We start from the raw sequence: 18708 nt of genomic DNA, 5'->3' as shown, positions 1-18708 counted from the left end.
AGCGCGCGGTTGGACAGTTTTTTTGCCGAACCGGCCTGGATCGCGCTGCGCCTGTCGCTGAAGGTGGCGCTATGGGCCACGCTGATCGATCTGGTGTTGGGCATTGCGCTCGGCTATCTGCTGGCGCGCAAGCGCTTTCCCGGCCGCGAGCTGCTGGACGCGCTGCTGACCTTGCCAATGGTGATGCCGCCGACGGTGCTCGGCTATTACCTGCTGGTGCTGATCGGACGCGAGGGCGTGCTCGGTTCCTGGTTGCGGGACACCTTCGGCATCAACCTGATCTTCACCTGGCAGGCGGCGGTGATCGCGGCGGCGGTGGTGGCGTTTCCCCTTGTGCTGAAGGGCGCGCGCGCGGCGTTTGAGTCGGTCGACGGCCAACTGGAGCAGGCCGCGCAGGTGCTGGGCATCCCGCCGTTCGGGGTGTTTCTGCGGGTGACGTTGCCGCTGGCGTGGCGCGGCGTGCTGGGCGGCACGCTGCTGGCGTTCGCCCGGTCGATGGGCGAGTTCGGCGCCACCTTGATGGTCGCCGGTAGCATTCCCGGCAAGACGCAGACCTTGTCGATCGCCGTTTATGAAGCCGTCCAGGCGGGGCAGGACGACAGCGCGAATTTGCTGGTCATCATCACGTCGGTGGTGTGCATCGCCGTGCTGATCGCGGCCAATAAATTGACGCCGAACCGCAATCTCCAGGGCTGACCATGCAAATCAAAGTCGACATCGCCAAGACCCTGCGTTCCGGCGCGCGCACCTTCCAACTGGACGCGCGCTTCGATTCGGCCAGCCAGCGCGTGGTGATTTACGGTCCGTCCGGCGCCGGCAAGAGCCAGTTGCTGAAGGCGCTGGCCGGCCTGATGACGCCGGATCGCGGCCATATCGAACTGGCCGGCCGCCGCCTGTTCGACAGCGCCGCCGGTATCGACCTGGCGCCGCGGCGGCGACAAGTGGCGTACCTGTTCCAGGATTACGCCTTGTTCCCGCACCTGAATGTGCGGCAGAATATCGGCTTCGGTTTGCAGCGCGGCTGGCGCAATCCCTTGTCGCGTGTGGATGGCGAGACCATCCGCTATTGGTTGCAGGCGTTCGAACTGGATCATGTCGCCCACCAGTTGCCGCACGAATTGTCCGGCGGACAGCGCCAGCGCGTGGCCTTGGCGCGCGCGCTGGCGCCGCAGCCGACCGCGCTGCTGCTGGACGAACCGTTCGCCGCGCTCGATCCGGGCTTGCGCGAACGCATGCGCGCCGAGCTCGACACCGTGCAGCGCAAGCTGGCGATACCGATGATTTTGATCACCCACGATCCCGAGGACGCGCGGGCTTTCGGCGATCACGTGCTGCGCATGGAACAAGGGCGTATCGCCGATGCGGAGGAACAACCATCATGAAGCCGGCCATGGAATTGCAAGGCAACGTCTGGATGACCATCGGCGGCCAGAAGCTGGGCGGACACGAACGCGTGGCCTTGCTGGCGGCGATAGCGTCGACCGGCTCGATCACCGGCGCGGCCAAGGCGGTGGGCATGAGCTACAAGGGCGCGTGGGACGCGATCGAGGCGATGAACAACCTGGCCGGCGAGCCACTGCTGGAGCGCGCCGCCGGCGGCAAGGGCGGAGGCGGCACGCGGTTGACGCCGCGCGGCGCGCAGCTGGTCGAGAACTTCCGCAAGATCGACGCGGAGCACCGTAAGTTCGTCGCGCATCTGAGCGGGCAGTCGCATGCGCTGGCCGATGATTTCCTGCTGCTACAAGGGATGAAGATGAAAACCAGCGCGCGCAACCAGTTCAGCGGCAAGGTGGTCGGCCTGAAGGAGGGCGCGGTCAACGACGAAATCACGCTGGAGATCGTCGGTGGCCAGCACATCGTCGCCACCATCACGCGTGACAGCAGCGACAGCTTGGGCTTGACCATCGGCGCCGACGCGTTTGCGTTGATCAAGGCGTCGTCGGTGATCGTGGTGGCTGAGATGGGAACGGCGCGCTTGTCCGCCCGCAATCAGCTGGCCGGCAAAGTCACGCGTTTGCAGGCCGGCGCCGTCAACACGGAAGTGAGCATCGAACTGCGCGGTGGCGGCGTGATCGCCGCCATCGTCACGCGCGAGAGCGGAGAGGCGCTGGCGCTGCAAGTCGGTAGCCAAGTCGGCGCCGTGTTCAAGGCATCGAGCGTGATTGTCGGCACGCCCGCGTAGTCGTGTGGTCCGGTTACGAATTGCCCTTGCCGCCCTGACGGCTCCCGGTCTTGGCCGATTGCTCCGAACCGGTGCTGCTGCGCGCGTTCCCGGCTGCGGCGTTTTTCTCAGCATTGGCGCGCGCGGCGGATTGACGGCTTTCGCCGCCCTTGCGCCCGATCTGCGCCATATGTTCGCGATCCCGGCTGACCGCCTCGCCGCCTTTCTGGCCGGCGCGGCGGGCTTCCTCCGAGTCGAATTCATGTGCCGTGCCTTTTTGGTGGGCGGCCTGGCCGCCCTTGCTGGCAATGGCGCGCTGGGTGGCTTCGTCCATCGCCGCGAAACCTCGCTTGGCGGTGCCTTTCGGCTTCGGCTGGTCGTTTCCTGAGTTATTACTATTACTTGCCATAACTTCCTCCTGATAGTGTAGTGGGTCCGTCGTCGTGGTTCCGCCGGGTGGGTAGTCGGTTGATAAGCAGCGACGCATTTCGCTGCTCTGCATGGTTAGAGTTGCAAGGTTGACGGAAGTTCCACCGGGTCTGAAGGGACGCCAATGGCGAACCTCGTCGTGTGCTTTGGTTAAAAAAACGCCGGGGTCGCGGCCCGGCGGGTTATTCGGCACAGAGATAGACGCCGGTGAGGCGAGAAGGTTCCAAAAATGCACGATCGTTCTAGTTTTACCGGATGAGCCTAGCCGTGCGACAATACCGGCCTTGTTATTGTTCCGTTGATATCGAAATCTACCGTGATGGCCATGACTAAACCCGCAAATCCCGAATACATCCTGAGTTTTTCCTGCCACGACCAGCGCGGCATCGTGCATCGCGTTTCGGGTTTTCTGGCCGATCACGGCTGCAACATCATCGATTCGGCGCAGTTCGGCGACAGCGAGTCGCGCCTGTTTTTCATGCGGGTGCACTTCGCGCTGGAAGACGGCGCCATCAACGACGAGTTGCTGCGCGCCGACTTCGGCCTGCTGGCGGCCGAGATGCAACTGACCTTCGACATGCGCGACGCGCACTACAAACCGCGCGTGATGCTGATGGTGTCAAAGATCGGCCATTGCCTCAACGATTTGCTGTTCCGCTACAAGAGCGGGCTGCTGCCGGTGGAGATTCCGGCGATCGTGTCGAACCACATGGATTTCTACCAGCTGGCGGCCAGCTACAATATTCCGTTCCACCACCTGCCGCTGGCCACCGGCGCGCCGCAGGAAGCCAAACTGGCGCAGGAAGCCAAGGTCATCGAGCTGATGGACACCCACAAGATCGACCTGGTGGTGCTGGCGCGCTACATGCAGATCCTGTCGCCGGGCCTGTGCACGGCGTTGAAGGGCAAGGCGATCAACATCCACCATTCCTTCCTGCCCAGCTTCAAGGGCGCTAAGCCGTACGCGCAGGCGCACCACCGCGGCGTCAAGCTGATCGGCGCGACCGCCCACTTCGTCACCGGCGATCTGGACGAAGGTCCGATCATCGAGCAGGACGTCGAGCGGGTCGACCATTCGATGGACGCCGAGACCTTGTCGGCCATCGGCCGCGACGTCGAGTGCGTGGTGCTGGCGCGCGCCGTGAAGTGGTTTGTCGAGCACCGCATTTTGCAAAACGGCGACAAGACTGTCGTCTTCAAATAAAGAGATTGACCGATGGCCCTCAAAGCAACAATTTACAAAGCCGACCTGCAGATCGCGGACATGGACCGCAATTTCTACGAGACCCAGTCGCTGACCCTGGCGCGCCACCCGTCCGAGACCGACGAGCGCATGATGGTGCGGCTGCTGGCGTTCGCGATCCACGCCAACGAGGCGCTGACCTTCACCAAGGGCTTGTTCGACGTCGAAGAGCCGGACATCTGGCAGAAGGATTTGACCGGCGCGATCCAGCTGTGGATCGAGGTCGGCCAGCCCGACGAGAAGGTGATCCTGAAGGCCAGCGGCCGCTCGGAACACGTCTATGTGTACAGCTACGCGGCCACCAGCCATATTTGGTGGAAAGCGCTGGCCAACAAGGTTGAGCGCTGCAAGAACCTGACCGTGATCAACCTGAACGCCGACGCCACCGAGCAGCTGGCCCGCATGGCGCAGCGTTCGATGCAGCTGCAATGCACGATCCAGGACGGCCAGATCTGGCTGACCGACGGCACCACCACCGTGGAAGTCGGCCGCGAGGCCTTCAAGGCCGAGCGCTAGGGTTTGACCGCGGGCTTAGCGCACCACCGCGCCGCCCTTCATCACCCACTGGACCCGCTCCAGCACCGTCACATCCTTGAGCGGTTCGCCGTCGACCGCAATCATGTCGGCGAACTTGCCCGCCTCGATCGTTCCGATCCGGTCGCTCCAGCCCAGCAATTCGCTGGCGTTGACGGTGGCCGTGCGGATCGCCTGCGCCGGCGTCATCCCCAGCTTGACGAGCACCGCGAATTCGCGCGCGTTCAAGCCGTGCGGATAGACCGCCGCGTCGGTCCCGAACGCCACCGGCACGCCGGCCTTGATCGCGCGGCCGATATTGATGCGCGCCTGCGGCAACACCACCTTGGCTTTTTCCAGCAGCGGCTTGGGCAGCTTGATCGCCTCGGCGTTCTCGATCAGCCAGTCGCCCAGGTAGAGCGTGGGCACCAGCCAGGTCTTGTGCTCCTTCATCAGTTTGATGCCTTCGTCGTCGATGTACGAGCCGTGCTCGATCGAATCGACCCCCGCCAGCACCGCCAGCCGGATGCCTTCGCCGCCGTGCGCGTGGGCGGCCGCCTTGCGTCCGAGGCGGTGGGCGTCGCCGATGATGGCCTTTAACTCTTCCAGCGTGTATTGCGAGGTGCGCGGATCGTCGCCGAACGAAAGCACGCCGCCGGTGGCGCAGATCTTGATGACGTCCGAGCCGTATTTGATGTTGCGGCGCGTGACCTTGAGCGCCTCTTCGACGCCGTCGGCCACGCCCAGGCCGGTGATCCCATATTGCGGCGCGTGCAAGGTGTCGTCGCAGTGGCCGCCGGTGATGCCCATGGCCGGCCCGGAGGCGGCGATGCGCGGGCCGGGCACGTCGCCGTCGTTGATGGCGTCGCGCAGGCCGATGTCGGTGTAGCCGTCGGCGCCGACGTCGCGCACGGCGGTGAAGCCGGCGTTGAGCGTCAGGCGGGCGTTCTTGGCGCCCGTCAAGGTCGAGCGCGGGATCGATTTGGCGACGATGGCGTAGCCGGCGTCTTGCGGGTCGCCGGTCAGGTGGGTGTGGCTGTCGATCAGGCCGGGCAGCAGGGTTTTGTTGCCCAGATCGATGACCTTGGCGCCGGCCGGGATCGCCAGCTTGCTGCCGGCGGCGGTGATGCGCTCGCCGCTGACGAGGACGACCGCATCGTCGATCAGCGTTCCCTTGCGCACGTCGACCATGTGCGCGGCCTTGATCGCGGTAACGGCGTCAGGCGGGGCCGGTGAGTCGGCCGCTGCGGCGGCGGAGCTCAATAGGATGGCAGGCAGCGACAACAGCGCGAGGCGGACGGATGAGGCGATGACGTTCAAGTATTTCTCCCTTTGGTTGCGGTTTTTTTGAGGCGCGACAAAGTGGGCTCGCCAGCAAGCGTACTCGTCAATGATGTCAAACGCTACACTTTGTCGATGAAAAGTCACAGCGATATGTTGTATAAGCAGTTATTCGGGCATCCCGAAGTGGTCCGGGATCTGCTGGCGGGATTTGTACAGGAACCTTGGCGGGGACGGCCGGTCTAACGTGCTGGCGATTCTGTTCCGGTTGATGCGTTCGCGCACCGATGCGCAGATGCGCGAAGCGTTGGGCGTTTTTGCGCAAAGACTGCAATCGCCGGATATGTCGCGTGCCCGCGATAGTTTGATGCGCTGGGTGAGGGCCGTGTTGCAGGACGAATTTTGCGAGACCGAGATCAGCATGGAGGAGGGGCCGATCATGTTGTTTGACCAACGATTCAAAAAGTACGAGGACTTGCTGGAATATGAGGCGATCGAACGTGGTCGTGCCAGGGGAAAAGAGGAAGGACGGCAGGAAGGACGGCAGGAAGGCGCGCTGCTAGCTTTGCAAGGCGTGGTGCAGAGCTTGGTCAGCGATAGTCAGGGGAGGCTTTCCGTCGACCTCAGCGAGAGAATCCTCGCTGCCGATGAGGATGAACTGAGGCGCTGGATTAAATCGCTGGCCTGCGGCGCCAAGGCCTGGCAACTATTTGCCGGGCCTTGACGCCTGATGTCGCGCTTACCGCGGCGCCGCGCCCAAGCGCTTGATCGTGCCGGAGCCGCGGATGTTCTGGCTCACCTTGGGATCGCCGTAGTAGCCGATGTCGCCCGAGCCGGCCACGCTCAGGTTCAGCGTTTTGCTCGCCGACACCGTCGCCTCGCCGGAGCCGCCGATGCTCACCACGGCGTCGCGCGACGCCAGCTTTGCCGCCTGCACCTCGCCCGAGCCGCCGATCGAAATCTGCAGGCGCTCAACGGCGCCGCCAACCTTGAGGTCGCCGCTGCCGCCCAGCGACACGGCGAGCGACTCCGCGCGCAGATCGGCCACATTGAGTTCGCCGGAACCGCCGATGTCGAACTGCATGCGCTCGACGTGCAGCTTGTCCGCCGCCACCGCGCCGGAGCCGGCCACCGAGACCCGCTCCAGCGTGCGCGCCATAACGACGATCTTCATGTTGCGCGTTTCCAGCGACATGTTGTTCTTTGCCGGACGAATCCGCAAGGTGCCGTTTTCCACCACCGTCTCGACCAGCGCCTGCAGGTTGTCGTCGGTTTCCACAATCACACCCTCGGTGTTTCCCTGCCGGATCTCGACGTTGCCGCTGACGCTGGTGGCAAAAGCAGTGAAATGGCCGACTTCCCGGTTCTGTTTGACGATCTTGCCGTTGCCCTGGACGCGGTCGCCGCCGACCCAGCTCAACGGGCCGGCCAGCACCAGGTTGGCCGGGGCGGCCACCGCCAGCATGCCGGTGGCGAGGATCAGTACGCGCAGTGTGCTGCGAACGGTGGTGGTGGTCATGCTGTTCTCCTGGTTGGTCATCTTGAGGTTGGATACTACGCAACCGGGGCCGCCGGCGACACCTGGCTGCGACAGAATGCATTCTGGGCGTGCTGGAATGCGTTCCGCCGGGAATTGGCCAGGTGCGGGGGCGGCCGACGGCGGCCCCGGAACCGGCATGAGGTATCATTCGGCCTATCCCGCAAAACCCTCGCATCACCATCGCGACACCTATCTGGAATCACATGCTTATCATCACCATCAAACAGGGCAAGGAAAAGAGCTTGCTGGCCGGCGACCCCTGGATCTACCCGACCGCGATCGACAAGGTCGACGGCAAACCGCAGGAAAAAATGAAACCGGGCTCGACCGCGATCGTGCAAAGCTCCGCGCGCCAGTTCATCGGCCGCGCCGCCTATAACTCCAAGTCGCAGATCCGGGCCCGCATGTGGAGCTACAAGGAGGACGAGCCGGTCGACCACGCGATGATGAAGCGCCGCGTCAAGGCCGCCGTCGCCAAGCGCGCCGCCGCCATCCGCGCCGCCGGCCCCAACGCGCTGGTGCCGGTGATCCTGGGCGAGGACGACGGCCTGTCCGGCCTGCTGGTGCACGGCTGGGGCGGAGTCGACGGTTATCTGATCTGCCAGTTCCAGTCCGGCGGCGTCGACGCCTGGAAAGTGCCGATCGTGCAGGCCCTGCTGGCGGAGACCGGCTGCCCCAACGTCTACGAGCGTTGTGACGACCTGATCCGTAAGGGCGAGGGCCTGCCGTTGTTCTCCGGCGCGCTGGCAGGCGAGGAGCCGCCCGAACACGTACTGGTGCTCGAAGGCAATCAGCGTTACAGTATGGACTTATGCACCGGCTTCAAATATCCGAAGCTGAAGAGCTAATGCCCATGCCCCGGAGAGCACTGATCAGATGGATAATTACCTGTCGTCGCAAATACGCACGCTGACCTATATCGAGAACGAAGACCACCCGGTTTTCGGCACGCTGGTACAACAGATTCTGCACCTGCTGAACTCCAAGCTCATTTTCAGCGACATCCTGATCCATCAAAACAGTCCGCTCCTGCTGCGCCAGCCCAAGGGGCTGGTGGCGGTGACCGATTCGCCGATCACGCGCGAGGAGCTGGAAGAGTTCTTCGAGGTCGTCGAACCGAACTGGTCCGAGCGCATCCAGGACCGCGCCTTCGACCGCGCGGTCGACCTGCACACGGCGCGCATCCGCGCCAACTGTTTCACTTTCCAGGGCAAGAAGCGGCTCGGCTGCGTGATCCGCCGCTTCCCGAAGGAGCCGATGCCGCTCAACGAACTGGGCCTGCGCCGGCATGAGCAGAACTTCGCCAAGCTGACCAGCGGTCTGGTGTTGATTATTGGCGACACCTGCCAGGGCAAGTCGACCACCATCGCCTCGATGCTCGACGAGATCAACAAGCACCGTTCCGGCCACATCATCACCATCGAAGACCCGGTCGAAACCCTGATCCCGCAGCGCCAGTGCGTCATCACGCAGCGCGAGGTGGGGTTTGACGGCGACGTCGAGAGTTTCTATCTCGGCGCGCTGGACGCGCTGCGCGAGCGCCCCGACGTCATCGTCATCGGCGAGATCCGCGATGCCCAAACGGCGCAGGAGGCGCTGGCGCTGGCCGAATCCGGTCCGCTCGTGCTGGCCTCGCTGCATGCGCGCTCGACCGAGCTGGGCTTGCAGAAGATGGTGCGGCTGCTGGGCAACTCCGAGGCGCAGTCGCAGGCGCTGGCGCACGCTTTGCGCGGCGTGCTGTGCCAGGCGTTGCTGCCGTCGGTGGAAGGGGAGCGCTACTACCTCGCCACCGAATGCCTGACCTCCAACCCTGAGGTGGTCGAGATGATCGCCGGCGGGCAGCTGTCGGCGCTGCGCGGGTGGATGGCCGGCAAGACCAGCGAAGGCTGCCACACGATGAACGCGTCGCTGCGCGTGCTGCTGGCCGAAGGCAAGATCGGCATCGACGACGCCCGCAACGCCACCACCGACCGCATCGGCTTCGCCGAGCACCATTAATCCAGCGGAATCGCCCGGTATCGGTTGACCTCGTTGCCATCGACGGGCGGGGCATTGTTGCCCCAGGCGCTGCGCAGGTAGGATACGACTTGCGCCACCTCGTTGTCGTTGAGCACGTGGCCGAACGGCGGCATGCTGTACGGACGCGGATTGCCGGCCGTGCCTGGCGCGAAGCCGCCGTTGAGCACGATGCGAATCGGATTGACCGCCTGCTCCATCGTCAGCGCGCGGTTGCCCGCCAGCGGCGGATAGCCCGGCGGCATGCCGGCGCCGCCATCCCCATGGCACTCGGCGCAGTGCTGCGCGTACAGCTTGGCGCCCGCCGTCAGGAACGCCGTCGCCTGCGGCCCCTTGTCGCGCTCGAACTCCGACTTGACGCCTTGCGCCGGCAAGGCGCGCAAATACGTCGCCATCGCGTTGATGTCGCTGTCGTTCAGATGTTGCAGGCTTTCCCGGACCACCTCCGCCATCGGACCGAACACAGTGGCGCGTGGCGAGACGCCGGTCTTCAGCAGCGCGGCGAGGTGGTCTTGTTGCCAGTCGCCCAGGCCCGCTTCGGCATCCGAGTTCAGCGACGGCGCGTACCAGCCCAGCACCGGTATCAATCCGCCCGACAGGCTGTCGCCGCTCGATCCGCTTACCGCGCCCAGCGCGTTGCGCGGACTGTGGCAGGCGCTGCAATGTCCCAGGCCCTGCACCAGGTAGGCGCCCCGGTTCCAGTCCACCGACTGCCCGGTCTCTGGACGGAACACCGCCGGCTTGAAGTACAGCGCGCGCCACGCCGCCAGCATGATCTGCTGGTTGTACGGGAAACGCAATTCATGCGGCTGGTTGGCCTGGCTGACGGCCGGCACCGACTGGAAGTACGCGTACAGCGCGTCCGAGTCGTCGCGCGTGATGCGGGTGTAATTGGTGTACGGGAAGGCGGGGTACAACAGCCGCCCGTCTTTCGATTTGCCGTTGTGCAGCGCGAGCCAGAAGTCGTCGGCGCTCCAGCCGCCGATGCCGGTGGCCTTGTCCGACGTGATGTTGGGCGAGACCACGCTGCCGAACGGCGTTTTGAGCGCGCGGCCACCGGCGTATTGCTGGCCGCCGCGCGTGGTGTGGCACGCCATGCAGTCGCCGGCCTTCGCTAGATAAGCGCCACGGGCGATTTTCTCGGTGGCTGACAATTTTGCGGTCACGCTCGGCGGCGGACCGATATCGTCGCCACCGGTACGGAACATCATGAAGAGCACGCCGGCCACGACCAACCCGACCAGTCCCGCCAGCGTATAAAAGATTTTTTTCGTCATCGTCGTCCCCGCGCTCATTTGGCGCCACCCGGCACGCTGCCGCATGGCTGGGGCAACGGCATGGCGATACTGGCGGCGCTGGCCGGGCGGGCGGCGGCGTCGGGCGGTTGCTTGCTGAGCCAGGCGGAGACGGCGGCCACGTCGGCCACGCTCAGTTTGCCGGCGATGTCGGCCATGCAGTCGGGCGCGGCGGCGCGGCGCACGTGGCTCTTCCACGCGCCGAACTGGGCATTGATGTAATCGCTGGGCAGGCCGATCAGTCCCGGAATGGCCGGTTCGACGCCGTACAGCGCGGCGCCGTGGCAGCCGACGCAGGCGGGGATTTTTTTGGCCGGATCGCCGTGCCGCACCAGCGCTTCGCCGCGCGCCAGGCTGGCGGCGCCGGCGTTGTCGCCGCTGCCGGCCTGGGCGGGCGGGTAGGGCGGATGCTGGGCGGCGAAGTAGTCGGCGATCTCGCGCAGGTAGGCGTCGGGCAGATGGTCGACCATGTAGGTCATCATCGGATAATTGCGGCGGCCCTCGCGGAAATTGAGCAGCTGGTTATACAGGTAGCCGGCCGGCTTGCCGGAGATGCGCGGGAAAAAGGCGTCGCTGCGCTCCTTGACCGCATGGCAGGCGATGCAGGCGGCCACGCGCTGCTCCAGGGTGTCCGGCGGCGTGGCGGCGGCCACAGGCAGGCTCAGCGCCAGCAGCGCGGCCAATCGTATGATGGAAAAAGTAAGCATACCGTTCCTGGTCCCTGATTATTCCAGACAGGATACCCCGGTGTTGCCAGAAACGACAGTGGACAGAACGTCTAAGCGTCAGGTTGCGGCGGCTTGGGCGCGCGCGGCAGCTTGACCGGCCGCAGCGGCGGCAGCTTGCCGCCGTTGGCGATCCAGTGCCGGTACACGCGCAGCGCCACCTGGGCGTCGTCGGCGGCGTACAGGATCTGCTTGTCGTTCAGGCGCGGCAGCGCCCAATTGGTTGTGGAAATCTTCTTGGATTTTTGCAGCTTCTGTCCGAAGAACTTGGCCACCGCCGTCTTGGCGCCGAGGTCGTTGCGTTGGCCCGGCGTGCGCAACGCCACCGACAAGTCCACCACGCCGGCGGCGCGGATCGCCAGCTTGGCGTGCAGCCGCTTGACGTCGTCGGACAGGCCGAAGCCGACCTTGAGCGGCGCCGGCTGTTCGAGGATCGCTTGCAGCAGCTCGAGCGTGTGCGCCGGCGTGCTGCCGCCGATCTGGAACAGATAGGCTTTGTCGTCGGTGGAAAATTGAATCAGGTGGGGGCCGGTGGACGTCTCGCCTTTGACAAACGTCGGCTTCGATTCGGTGTCGAAGCCGATGGCGTCGGCCGCCAGCAGGGCGGCGCGGGCGGCAAGCGCATGCTCCGGGGTTGTCACCAGTTGCACATCGGCGATCCGCAGGCCGACGTAGGGCGGAAGCTCGGCCTCCGCCGCCGGTGCATGCCGGTGACCAGGCGACTGAGCGGGCAACTCGGCCAAACTTAACCCTTGCGCGAGAATTTCGCGGTCAGCTGGTTCAGTTTGTCGGTGCGCACGCGGGCCGCTTCTTCGGCCGCCACGGCGTCGCGTTCGGCCTTCTTGCGTTCGGCTTCTTTCTTGAAGCGCTCCTGCAATACCTGGGTGGCGTGGGCGCGGTGCGTGTCGGTGACTTCGGCGCCGGGCGTGCCGTCGAGGTCATGGCGCACCTTGGCTTTTTCCATCACTTTCAGGTAACGCAGCGAGCCGGTGTGGATGCCCAGCGCCGAGCGCATGGTCTTGCGATCCAGTTCGGGCATGATCGCCAGGATCTGCTTGTCGATACCGATCGACAACGGCAGAAAATCGCGGAATGCCGGGAATTGGGTTTGCAGCTGTTTCAACAGGGTGCGCGGGGTCAGGGCCGCGGTGGCCGGAGCGGATGCGGCTGGCTCGGTCGCCAAAGGCTGAGGGGTAAGGCTAGTGTTCATCGACTTCGTAGGTTAAGCAAGAGGCGCCAGCATATCATGCGCCCTCCGGGATTGCAGTGCCTTTTAGGCTAGCGTGCCGGTTTGCTCACACTCCGGCCAACGGCAGATGGACGGCAGGTGCGGCGCCGGCCTAAAACGTGTATAATGCTTGACGCACCAATTGCAGGGCGGTGCGTTTCAGTTTGGTACAGGATGCGATCGGTCTGACACGGGCATGTGCCCTTGTTATATGGTTTTAGGATGTCGGATATGTGATTTATTCATTATCCTGATGTCTCGCTATACGGCATACTTTGCCCTCTCCTCATTCTTCACTGAAAAGAGAAACAAGCCCGTTGCTGGAAGCGGGCTTTTTTTATTCCGCAGATAATCGTCAGCTAAATTACAACATTTCCATCCATGCGCACTGGTAACGGTCGGCGCGGGCTATGGCATTTTGTATTTTCTGGCGAATACGCATTGAGAGACTTTTAATGACAAAAACGCCGAAAACTTTAACGTTGTCCGTCAAGGCCGCCCGCACCAGCTCCGCTCCGCTGGTGGTGCCAAAGACGACTCTATCCTATGTGATCGATAATGCGCAAGAGGCAGCGAGCAAAGTAACGGTAGTCAAGAAGAAAACGCGTCTGAGCGCCGCCGCCGAAGCGGCCCAGGCCGAGGCGCAGGTGGCCGTCGAGTCGCCGGTCAAGACCGTCAAGGTGGCGCGCAAGGGCGCGCTCGCCGGCGCCGTCGCGGCCGACGAGCCGGTCGCCGACACGGTGGTGGTCAAGGCCGCGCCGAAGTCCAAACTGGTCAAGGCTGTCAAGGTGGCCGCCGATCCGGCGCCGCTGACCATCGTCACCGCCGGTCCGGCCGTCAGCCAGGTCACCGATGCCGCCACCTTGGCGTCGATCGACACCTCCGGCTATCTGCTGCCGAGCGTCAAGGTGCCTGGCCGCCGTGGCCGCAAGCCGTCCGAATTCACGCCGGAAAACGACGAAGTCGCGGCGTTGAACGCCGTCGAGCGCGCCGAACTGAAGGCCGTGTCGAAAGCGCGCGAGCGCAAAGCCAAGGGCGGCGCCGCCGACATGCTGGGCATGGATCCGAAAAGCTCGGCCGAGGACCTGGAGCGCCGCCGCAACCAGATCAAGAACCTGATCAACATGGGCAAGGAGCGCGGCTTCCTGACCTACGCCGAGATCAACGACCAGTTGCCGGAAAACATCGTCGATCCGGAAGCGATCGAAGGCATCATCGCGACCTTCAACGACATGGGCATCGCCATTTATGAGCGCGCCCCGGACGCCGAATCGCTGCTGCTGACCGACAGCGTGGCCACCGTCACCTCCGACGACGAAGTCGAAGCGGCCGCCGCGACCGCGCTGTCGACGGTCGACTCCGACTTCGGCCGCACCACCGACCCGGTCCGCATGTACATGCGTGAGATGGGCGCCGTGGCGCTGCTGACGCGCGAAGGCGAGATCGAGATCGCCAAGCGTATCGAAGGCGGCTTGAAGGACATGATCCAGGCCATTTCCGCCTGCCCGACCACGATCGCCGAGATCGTCGCGCTGGCCCGCAAGATCGAAGCGGACGAGCTCAAGGTGGACGAAGTGGTGGACGGTTTCGTCGACCTGAACGAAGCGAACAACGCGCCGGCCGTGGCCGCCGCGCCTGCCGCGCCGTCGGAGGATGACGAGGAAGAGGAAGAAGAAGTCGAGGAAGAAGACGGCGACGCCAATGGCGGCGCGGCCGGCTTCTCGACCGAGCAACTGGCGCAGCTGAAAAAAGCCGCGCTGGAAAAGTTCGACGTCATCTCGACCCAGTACGACAAGATGCGCAAGGCCGCCGGCGGTTACGGCTCGAAGGCCTATGTCGCCGCGCAGGAAGCCATCTCGGCCGAACTGCTGGGCATCCGCTTCACCGCCAAGGTGGTCGAAAAGCTGTGCGACACCCTGCGCGGCCAGATGGAAGAAGTGCGCCACATCGAGCGCGCCGTGCTGGAGCTGTGCGTGAACAAATGCGGCATGCCGCGCGCCCACTTCATCAAGGCGTTCCCGGGCAACGAGACGGACCTGGACTGGGTCGACGGCGAAGTCGATTCGGCTTATCCGTACAGCGCCATCCTGGGCCGTAACGTGCCGGCCGTGAAAGAGCTGCAAAAGAAAATGATCGACCTGCAAGCCCGCGTAGCGCTGCCATTGGCCGACCTGCGCAAGATCAACAAGCAGATGGCCGCCGGTGAAAAACGCGCGCGCCAGGCCAAGCGTGAAATGACGGTCGCCAACTTGCGTCTGGTGATTTCGATCGCCAAGAAGTACATCAACCGCGGCCTGCAGTTCCTCGATCTGATCCAGGAAGGCAACATCGGTCTGTTGAAGGCGGTCGACAAGTTCGAATACCGTCGCGGCTACAAGTTCTCGACGTATGCGACCTGGTGGATTCGCCAGGCCATCACCCGTTCGATCGCCGACATGGCCCGCACCATCCGCGTGCCAGTGCACATGATCGAAACGATCAACAAGATGAACCGCATCTCGCGTCAGATCATGCAGGAAACCGGCAGCGAGCCGGATCTGGCGACGTTGGCCGTCAAGATGGAAATGCCGGAAAACAAAGTGCGCGAAATCATGAAGATCGCCAAAGAGCCGATCTCGATGGAAACGCCGATGGGCGAGGACGGCGATTCGCAGCTGGGCGACTTCATCGAGGACAACACCACGTTGGCCCCGCTGGACGCCGCGCTGCACGCCTCGATGCGCAACGTCATCAAGGAAGTGCTGGACTCGCTGACCCCGCGCGAAGCGAAAGTGCTGCGCATGCGTTATGGCGTGGAAATGTCGAACGACCACACGCTGGAAGAAGTGGGCAAGCAGTTCGACGTGACGCGCGAGCGGATTCGCCAGATCGAAGCGAAGGCCATGAGCAAGCTGCGCCAGCCGTCGCGCTCGGACAAGCTGAAGACCTTCCTGACGCAGAACTAAGCGTCGGACAACCAAACAGAAGGGAGGCCATGTGCCTCCCTTTTTTTGTCCGGCAAATGGCCACCGCACGCGTATCACCCCGGAGACACGTAGGGCGGATTAGCGAAGCGTAATCGGCCATGCATGCGTCGTCGGCGGCTCGAAAATGGCCGATTACGGCGTGTCGCCTAATCCGCCCTACGTGTCTCCACGAAATTTAACGCGGTCGCGGCCGCCTCCGCCATCGCCCGATAACCGCGATCGTTCGGGTGCAGATGATCCCCGCTATCGAAGGCGGCCAGCAACCGCGACGGCCGCTCCGGATCGCGCAGCGCCTTGTCGAAATCGACCACCGCGTCAAACTCGCCCGATCCGCGTATCCACGCATTGACCGCCTGCCGCTTCGCCTCGGCCGCATCGGAATGCACGAACGGCTTGCCGACGCCGCCATACGGCAGCAAAGTCCCGCCGCACATCTTCACCCCTTGCGCATGCGCCAGCCGTATCAAGGTCTGCATGCCCTCGATAATCTGCCGCGCCGACACCTGCTCGGCCGGCGACGCCAGCATATCGCCGGCGCTGATGTCGTTGATTCCTTCGTGCAGCACGATCCAGCGCACGCCCGGCTTATCGAGCGCATCGCGCTGAAACCGCGCCAGCGCGCTTGGCCCGACAAACGGCTTGCTTGGACCATTCAGCAGCCGGTTGCCGGCGATGCCCGCGTTGACGACGGCGGTCGACGACTTCGCCAGGCGTTCGGCCAGCAGGTCCGGCCAGCGCGCGTTGGCGTCGTCCTTCGAACCGATGCCGTCGGCGATCGAATCGCCCAGCACCACGATGGCGTGCGCCTTGCGGCCGGAGGCCACCTCTACATCGGTGAGGAAATAGCGGCTATCGTCGGTCTCCGTGCCGGCGAAGCTGATCGCGGCCGTCGCGTCGGTCCCGCGCAGGATGTACGCGGTCTGCATGCCGGCGCCGTGGATGGTGGAGGTGGCCGCGCCGGCGGGCAGGTACAGGCTGACCGCCAGTTCCCGCAACGGCGCCAGGTCCATCTCGAGGGCGTCGCTCAGAACGCTGGCGCCGCCGGCAATGGTCACCGCCGGCTTGCCATTGAAGGTCAGTACGCGGTCGCTGCCCGGGTCGATCGCCGAGCCGGCCGCCCGCAGCGCCACATGCGCGGCGCCGATGCTGACGGCGCCGGTCCCGTGGAGGTGGGACCGGCGCACGCGTACGCTGCCGCCGCCGACGCTGGCGCGCACGACCTGGCGGATTGTTTGTGGCTGCAGCGCGGGCCCCGTGCGGTCGGGAGCGGCGGTCCAGGTCGCGACCCAGTTCGGTGGCGTCGCCGACATGGCCGGCGCCCAGCCTCCGCCAAGGGTGAGCGCCAGCGTGAGCAGTGCGGCGGTGGCGCGTGGACGTGCAGGTTTCATTGATCGAATCCGTGACTGTTAAAAATGTAATCTCTTCAGTCTACGGAAGTCATGCCATTCGATCAACGCCTGGCGCCGCATAGTGGGTATGCGCGCTGGGCATGGCGGCCATGCCGCCGTTTACTCGGCATTGAAGTGGGTAATGCCGTGGTCGAACCGGTGCATTACGTCGAACACCTGATGCCGGAACCATTGATGCGCCGGGTCCTGGTGATTGCGGGCGTGCCATAACAGCCAGTAGCGGTAAACGGGCGCGTCGAACGGCAATGGCTGCCAAACGATGGGCGCCTGCGCCGCCAGCTTGATGGCGATGTGCTCGGGGATGGTCAGCAGCAGGTCGTTGTCGCGGACGATGCGCAGCGCCGACGAGAAAAACGGTACGACCAGCCGGACGTCGCGGCGCAGGCCCTGGCGGGCCAGCGCCTGGTCGACGAAGCCGTCCTTGTCGCTGCCGCCGGTGATGCGGGCGTGCGGCCAGCGTGTGTAATCGGCCAATGTCAAGGGTTGTCCCGCCAGCGGGTGCGTCACGCGCATGGCGCACACCGGCCTGTCCTCGCCCATGGCGCGGCCGTGCAGGTTGTCCGGCACGATATCGGCGATGGTGGCCACCAGGTCGACGCCTTCGTCGCTGAGCAGGCGATAGTAGCCGGCCTCCCAGAGATGGAAGGACACGCCGGCGCGCGGCGCGTTCGCGGCAATGGCCTCCACCAGCGGCGGCAGCATGTGGTCGGCCAGATAATCGGAACCGGCGATCGAGAACGTGCGCGCGCAGGTGGCGGCGTCGAATGCCGGGCCGTCCATCATCGATTCGAGCGTGAGCAGGGTGGCCTTGAGCGGTCCGCGCAGGGCTTGCGCCCGCTGCGTCAGCAAGAAGCGCTGGCCCTCGCGGATCAGCAGCGGATCGTCGAACTGGGTGCGCAATTGCGCCAACTGGCGGCTGAGCGCCGACTGCGTCAGCCCCAGCATGGTCGCCGCCAGGGTCAAGTTGCGGGTCTCCAGCAGCGCGTCGAGCGAGCGCAGCAGGTTTAAGTTCGCTATTTTTTCCAAGGGGTCGGCCGTTGAATGACGATGGGCGCGATTCTATCAGGCGGGCCTGACCCCGGAGTTTATTGCATGAACCAGCCGTGGCTGACGACCAGCGATTGGCCCGTGAGCGCGTTCGATGGGAAGCTGGCGAACAGCAGCGCGACTTCGGCGACGTCTTCCACCGTGGTGAACTTGCCGTCGACGGTGTCGGCCAGCATGACCTTTTTGATGACGTCGTCCTCGGAGATGCCCAGGCTCTTGGCTTGCTCGGGGATCTGCTTGTCCACCAGCGGCGTGCGCACGAAGCCGGGGCAGATGACGTTGGCGCGTACGCCGTGCTCGGCGCCTTCCTTCGAGACGGCCTTGGCCAGGCCGATCAGCCCGTGTTTGGCCGTGACGTAGGCGGACTTGAGCTTGGAGGCTTCCTTCGAGTGCACCGAACCCATGTAGATGACGCTGCCGCTGCCGGCCTTGTACATGTGCGGCAGGCAGGCCTTGGTGGTGAGGAAGGCGCCGTCGAGGTGGATCGACAGCAGCTTTTTCCAGTCCTCGTACGGGAAGTCCTCGACCGGGTGGATGATCTGGATCCCGGCGTTGCTCACCAGCACGTCGATCCCGCCCCAGGCGTCGACCACGGCGGCGATGCCGGCGTTCACTTGCGCTTCATCGGTGACGTTCATGGCGACCGCCATCGCCTCGCTGCCGGCGGCCTTGAGCTCGTCGGCGGTGGCCTGGGCCGCTTCCAGGTTGAGGTCGGCGATGACGATCTTGCCGCCTTCGCGCGCGTAGATCAGGGCGATTTCCTTGCCGATGCCACTGGCGGCGCCGGTGACGACGCAGACTTTGTCTTTCAGTTTCATGTGCTGGCTCCTTGGGTTGGGTGTGTTGACATTACAC

19 protein-coding genes are annotated in these 18708 nt (G+C 64.5%); 9 read left to right on the top strand and 10 right to left on the bottom strand.

The window, feature by feature from the left end; genetic code table 11:
* Positions 1 to 9: 9 nt before the first annotated feature.
* The 3 genes from modB to NHH73_21505 are packed head-to-tail and all read left to right on the top strand — an operon-like array spanning position 10 to position 2182.
* Entirely contained in the window at positions 10 to 696 is a 687-nt protein-coding gene (gene modB / locus NHH73_21515) for a molybdate ABC transporter permease subunit (GenBank protein ID USX25166.1), read from the top strand.
* 2 nt (positions 697 to 698) lie between these two features.
* Complete coding sequence (locus tag NHH73_21510; GenBank protein ID USX25165.1) at positions 699 to 1382, top strand: ATP-binding cassette domain-containing protein; 684 nt, start codon at positions 699 to 701, stop codon at positions 1380 to 1382.
* Positions 1379 to 2182 (top strand): TOBE domain-containing protein, encoded by an 804-nt coding sequence (locus NHH73_21505; GenBank protein USX25164.1) that lies wholly within the window; start codon positions 1379 to 1381, stop codon positions 2180 to 2182. Before NHH73_21510 ends, NHH73_21505 begins: the two co-directional genes overlap by 4 nt.
* A 13-nt stretch (positions 2183 to 2195) precedes the next feature.
* On the opposite strand, the gene NHH73_21500 is transcribed toward NHH73_21505, so the two are convergent.
* Positions 2196 to 2570 (bottom strand): hypothetical protein, encoded by a 375-nt coding sequence (locus tag NHH73_21500; GenBank protein USX25163.1) that lies wholly within the window; start codon positions 2568 to 2570, stop codon positions 2196 to 2198.
* A gap of 345 nt (positions 2571 to 2915) precedes the next feature.
* Here NHH73_21500 and purU point away from each other — a divergent pair, with 345 nt between their 5' ends.
* Complete coding sequence (purU, locus tag NHH73_21495; protein ID USX25162.1) at positions 2916 to 3794, top strand: formyltetrahydrofolate deformylase; 879 nt, start codon at positions 2916 to 2918, stop codon at positions 3792 to 3794.
* Positions 3795 to 3806: 12 nt separating this feature from the next.
* The gene (locus NHH73_21490) at positions 3807 to 4349 is read left to right on the top strand and encodes a YaeQ family protein (GenBank protein USX25161.1); all 543 of its coding nucleotides are present in this window, start codon (positions 3807 to 3809) and stop codon (positions 4347 to 4349) included.
* Positions 4350 to 4364: 15 nt separating this feature from the next.
* Here NHH73_21490 and NHH73_21485 read toward each other — a convergent pair whose 3' ends face one another.
* Entirely contained in the window at positions 4365 to 5666 is a 1302-nt protein-coding gene (locus NHH73_21485; GenBank protein USX25160.1) for an amidohydrolase family protein, read from the bottom strand.
* Between the two features lie 208 nt (positions 5667 to 5874).
* On the opposite strand from NHH73_21485, the gene NHH73_21480 reads away from it, so the two are divergent.
* Positions 5875 to 6351 carry a hypothetical protein gene (locus NHH73_21480; protein USX25159.1) on the top strand — a complete coding sequence of 159 codons (477 nt, stop codon included), beginning with the start codon at positions 5875 to 5877 and terminating at the stop codon, positions 6349 to 6351.
* 15 nt (positions 6352 to 6366) lie between these two features.
* Here the strand turns inward: NHH73_21480 and NHH73_21475 are convergent, their stop codons facing one another.
* A complete protein-coding gene (locus tag NHH73_21475; protein ID USX25158.1) occupies positions 6367 to 7146 on the bottom strand; it encodes a DUF2807 domain-containing protein in 780 nt (259 codons plus the stop codon).
* 224 nt (positions 7147 to 7370) lie between these two features.
* Between NHH73_21475 and NHH73_21470 the strand changes: the two genes are divergently transcribed.
* On the top strand, positions 7371 to 8015 hold the full coding sequence (locus NHH73_21470; GenBank protein ID USX25157.1) for an SAM-dependent methyltransferase: 645 nt from the start codon (positions 7371 to 7373) through the stop codon (positions 8013 to 8015).
* Between the two features lie 28 nt (positions 8016 to 8043).
* Positions 8044 to 9165, top strand: coding sequence for a Flp pilus assembly complex ATPase component TadA (tadA, locus tag NHH73_21465; protein USX25156.1), 1122 nt, complete (start codon positions 8044 to 8046; stop codon positions 9163 to 9165).
* Here the strand turns inward: tadA and NHH73_21460 are convergent.
* From NHH73_21460 to NHH73_21445, 4 genes are all read right to left on the bottom strand, one after another.
* Complete coding sequence (locus NHH73_21460; protein USX25155.1) at positions 9162 to 10460, bottom strand: cytochrome c; 1299 nt, start codon at positions 10458 to 10460, stop codon at positions 9162 to 9164. The two genes, tadA and NHH73_21460, sit on opposite strands and share 4 nt — an antisense overlap.
* 14 nt (positions 10461 to 10474) lie before the next feature.
* Positions 10475 to 11185 (bottom strand): cytochrome c4, encoded by a 711-nt coding sequence (locus NHH73_21455; protein USX25154.1) that lies wholly within the window; start codon positions 11183 to 11185, stop codon positions 10475 to 10477.
* A gap of 71 nt (positions 11186 to 11256) precedes the next feature.
* Positions 11257 to 11868 carry a 3'-5' exonuclease domain-containing protein 2 gene (locus tag NHH73_21450; GenBank protein USX29672.1) on the bottom strand — a complete coding sequence of 204 codons (612 nt, stop codon included), beginning with the start codon at positions 11866 to 11868 and terminating at the stop codon, positions 11257 to 11259.
* 80 nt (positions 11869 to 11948) lie between these two features.
* A complete protein-coding gene (locus NHH73_21445; protein USX25153.1) occupies positions 11949 to 12413 on the bottom strand; it encodes a ProQ/FINO family protein in 465 nt (154 codons plus the stop codon).
* Between the two features lie 473 nt (positions 12414 to 12886).
* On the opposite strand from NHH73_21445, the gene rpoD reads away from it, so the two are divergent.
* The gene (gene rpoD, locus NHH73_21440; protein USX25152.1) at positions 12887 to 15376 is read left to right on the top strand and encodes an RNA polymerase sigma factor RpoD; all 2490 of its coding nucleotides are present in this window, start codon (positions 12887 to 12889) and stop codon (positions 15374 to 15376) included.
* A 167-nt stretch (positions 15377 to 15543) separates the two neighbouring features.
* On the opposite strand, the gene NHH73_21435 is transcribed toward rpoD, so the two are convergent.
* From NHH73_21435 to NHH73_21425, 3 genes are all read right to left on the bottom strand, one after another.
* Entirely contained in the window at positions 15544 to 16785 is a 1242-nt protein-coding gene (locus NHH73_21435; protein ID USX25151.1) for an SGNH/GDSL hydrolase family protein, read from the bottom strand.
* Between the two features lie 120 nt (positions 16786 to 16905).
* Positions 16906 to 17832 (bottom strand): LysR family transcriptional regulator, encoded by a 927-nt coding sequence (locus tag NHH73_21430; GenBank protein ID USX25150.1) that lies wholly within the window; start codon positions 17830 to 17832, stop codon positions 16906 to 16908.
* 59 nt (positions 17833 to 17891) lie between these two features.
* Complete coding sequence (locus NHH73_21425) at positions 17892 to 18671, bottom strand: 3-hydroxybutyrate dehydrogenase (GenBank protein USX25149.1); 780 nt, start codon at positions 18669 to 18671, stop codon at positions 17892 to 17894.
* Between the last annotated feature and the right edge of the window lie 37 nt (positions 18672 to 18708).

This window comes from Oxalobacteraceae bacterium OTU3CINTB1 (assembly GCA_024123955.1).
Lineage (GTDB): Bacteria > Pseudomonadota > Gammaproteobacteria > Burkholderiales > Burkholderiaceae_D > Rugamonas.
Note: the sequence above shows the minus strand (reverse complement) of the source record. Positions and strands in the feature narration are given on the sequence as shown.

Coding starts and splice junctions, on each gene's coding strand:
- NHH73_21505 (USX25164.1), top strand. CDS start 1,379: ATGAAGCCGGCCATGGAATTGCAAGGCAACGTCTGGATGACCATCGGC.
- tadA (USX25156.1), top strand. CDS start 8,044: ATGGATAATTACCTGTCGTCGCAAATACGCACGCTGACCTATATCGAG.
- NHH73_21490 (USX25161.1), top strand. CDS start 3,807: ATGGCCCTCAAAGCAACAATTTACAAAGCCGACCTGCAGATCGCGGAC.
- NHH73_21510 (USX25165.1), top strand. CDS start 699: ATGCAAATCAAAGTCGACATCGCCAAGACCCTGCGTTCCGGCGCGCGC.
- NHH73_21500 (USX25163.1), bottom strand. CDS start 2,570: ATGGCAAGTAATAGTAATAACTCAGGAAACGACCAGCCGAAGCCGAAA.
- NHH73_21445 (USX25153.1), bottom strand. CDS start 12,413: ATGAACACTAGCCTTACCCCTCAGCCTTTGGCGACCGAGCCAGCCGCA.
- NHH73_21460 (USX25155.1), bottom strand. CDS start 10,460: ATGACGAAAAAAATCTTTTATACGCTGGCGGGACTGGTCGGGTTGGTC.
- NHH73_21470 (USX25157.1), top strand. CDS start 7,371: ATGCTTATCATCACCATCAAACAGGGCAAGGAAAAGAGCTTGCTGGCC.
- NHH73_21425 (USX25149.1), bottom strand. CDS start 18,671: ATGAAACTGAAAGACAAAGTCTGCGTCGTCACCGGCGCCGCCAGTGGC.
- purU (USX25162.1), top strand. CDS start 2,916: ATGACTAAACCCGCAAATCCCGAATACATCCTGAGTTTTTCCTGCCAC.
- NHH73_21435 (USX25151.1), bottom strand. CDS start 16,785: ATGAAACCTGCACGTCCACGCGCCACCGCCGCACTGCTCACGCTGGCG.
- NHH73_21475 (USX25158.1), bottom strand. CDS start 7,146: ATGACCACCACCACCGTTCGCAGCACACTGCGCGTACTGATCCTCGCC.
- NHH73_21455 (USX25154.1), bottom strand. CDS start 11,185: ATGCTTACTTTTTCCATCATACGATTGGCCGCGCTGCTGGCGCTGAGC.
- rpoD (USX25152.1), top strand. CDS start 12,887: ATGACAAAAACGCCGAAAACTTTAACGTTGTCCGTCAAGGCCGCCCGC.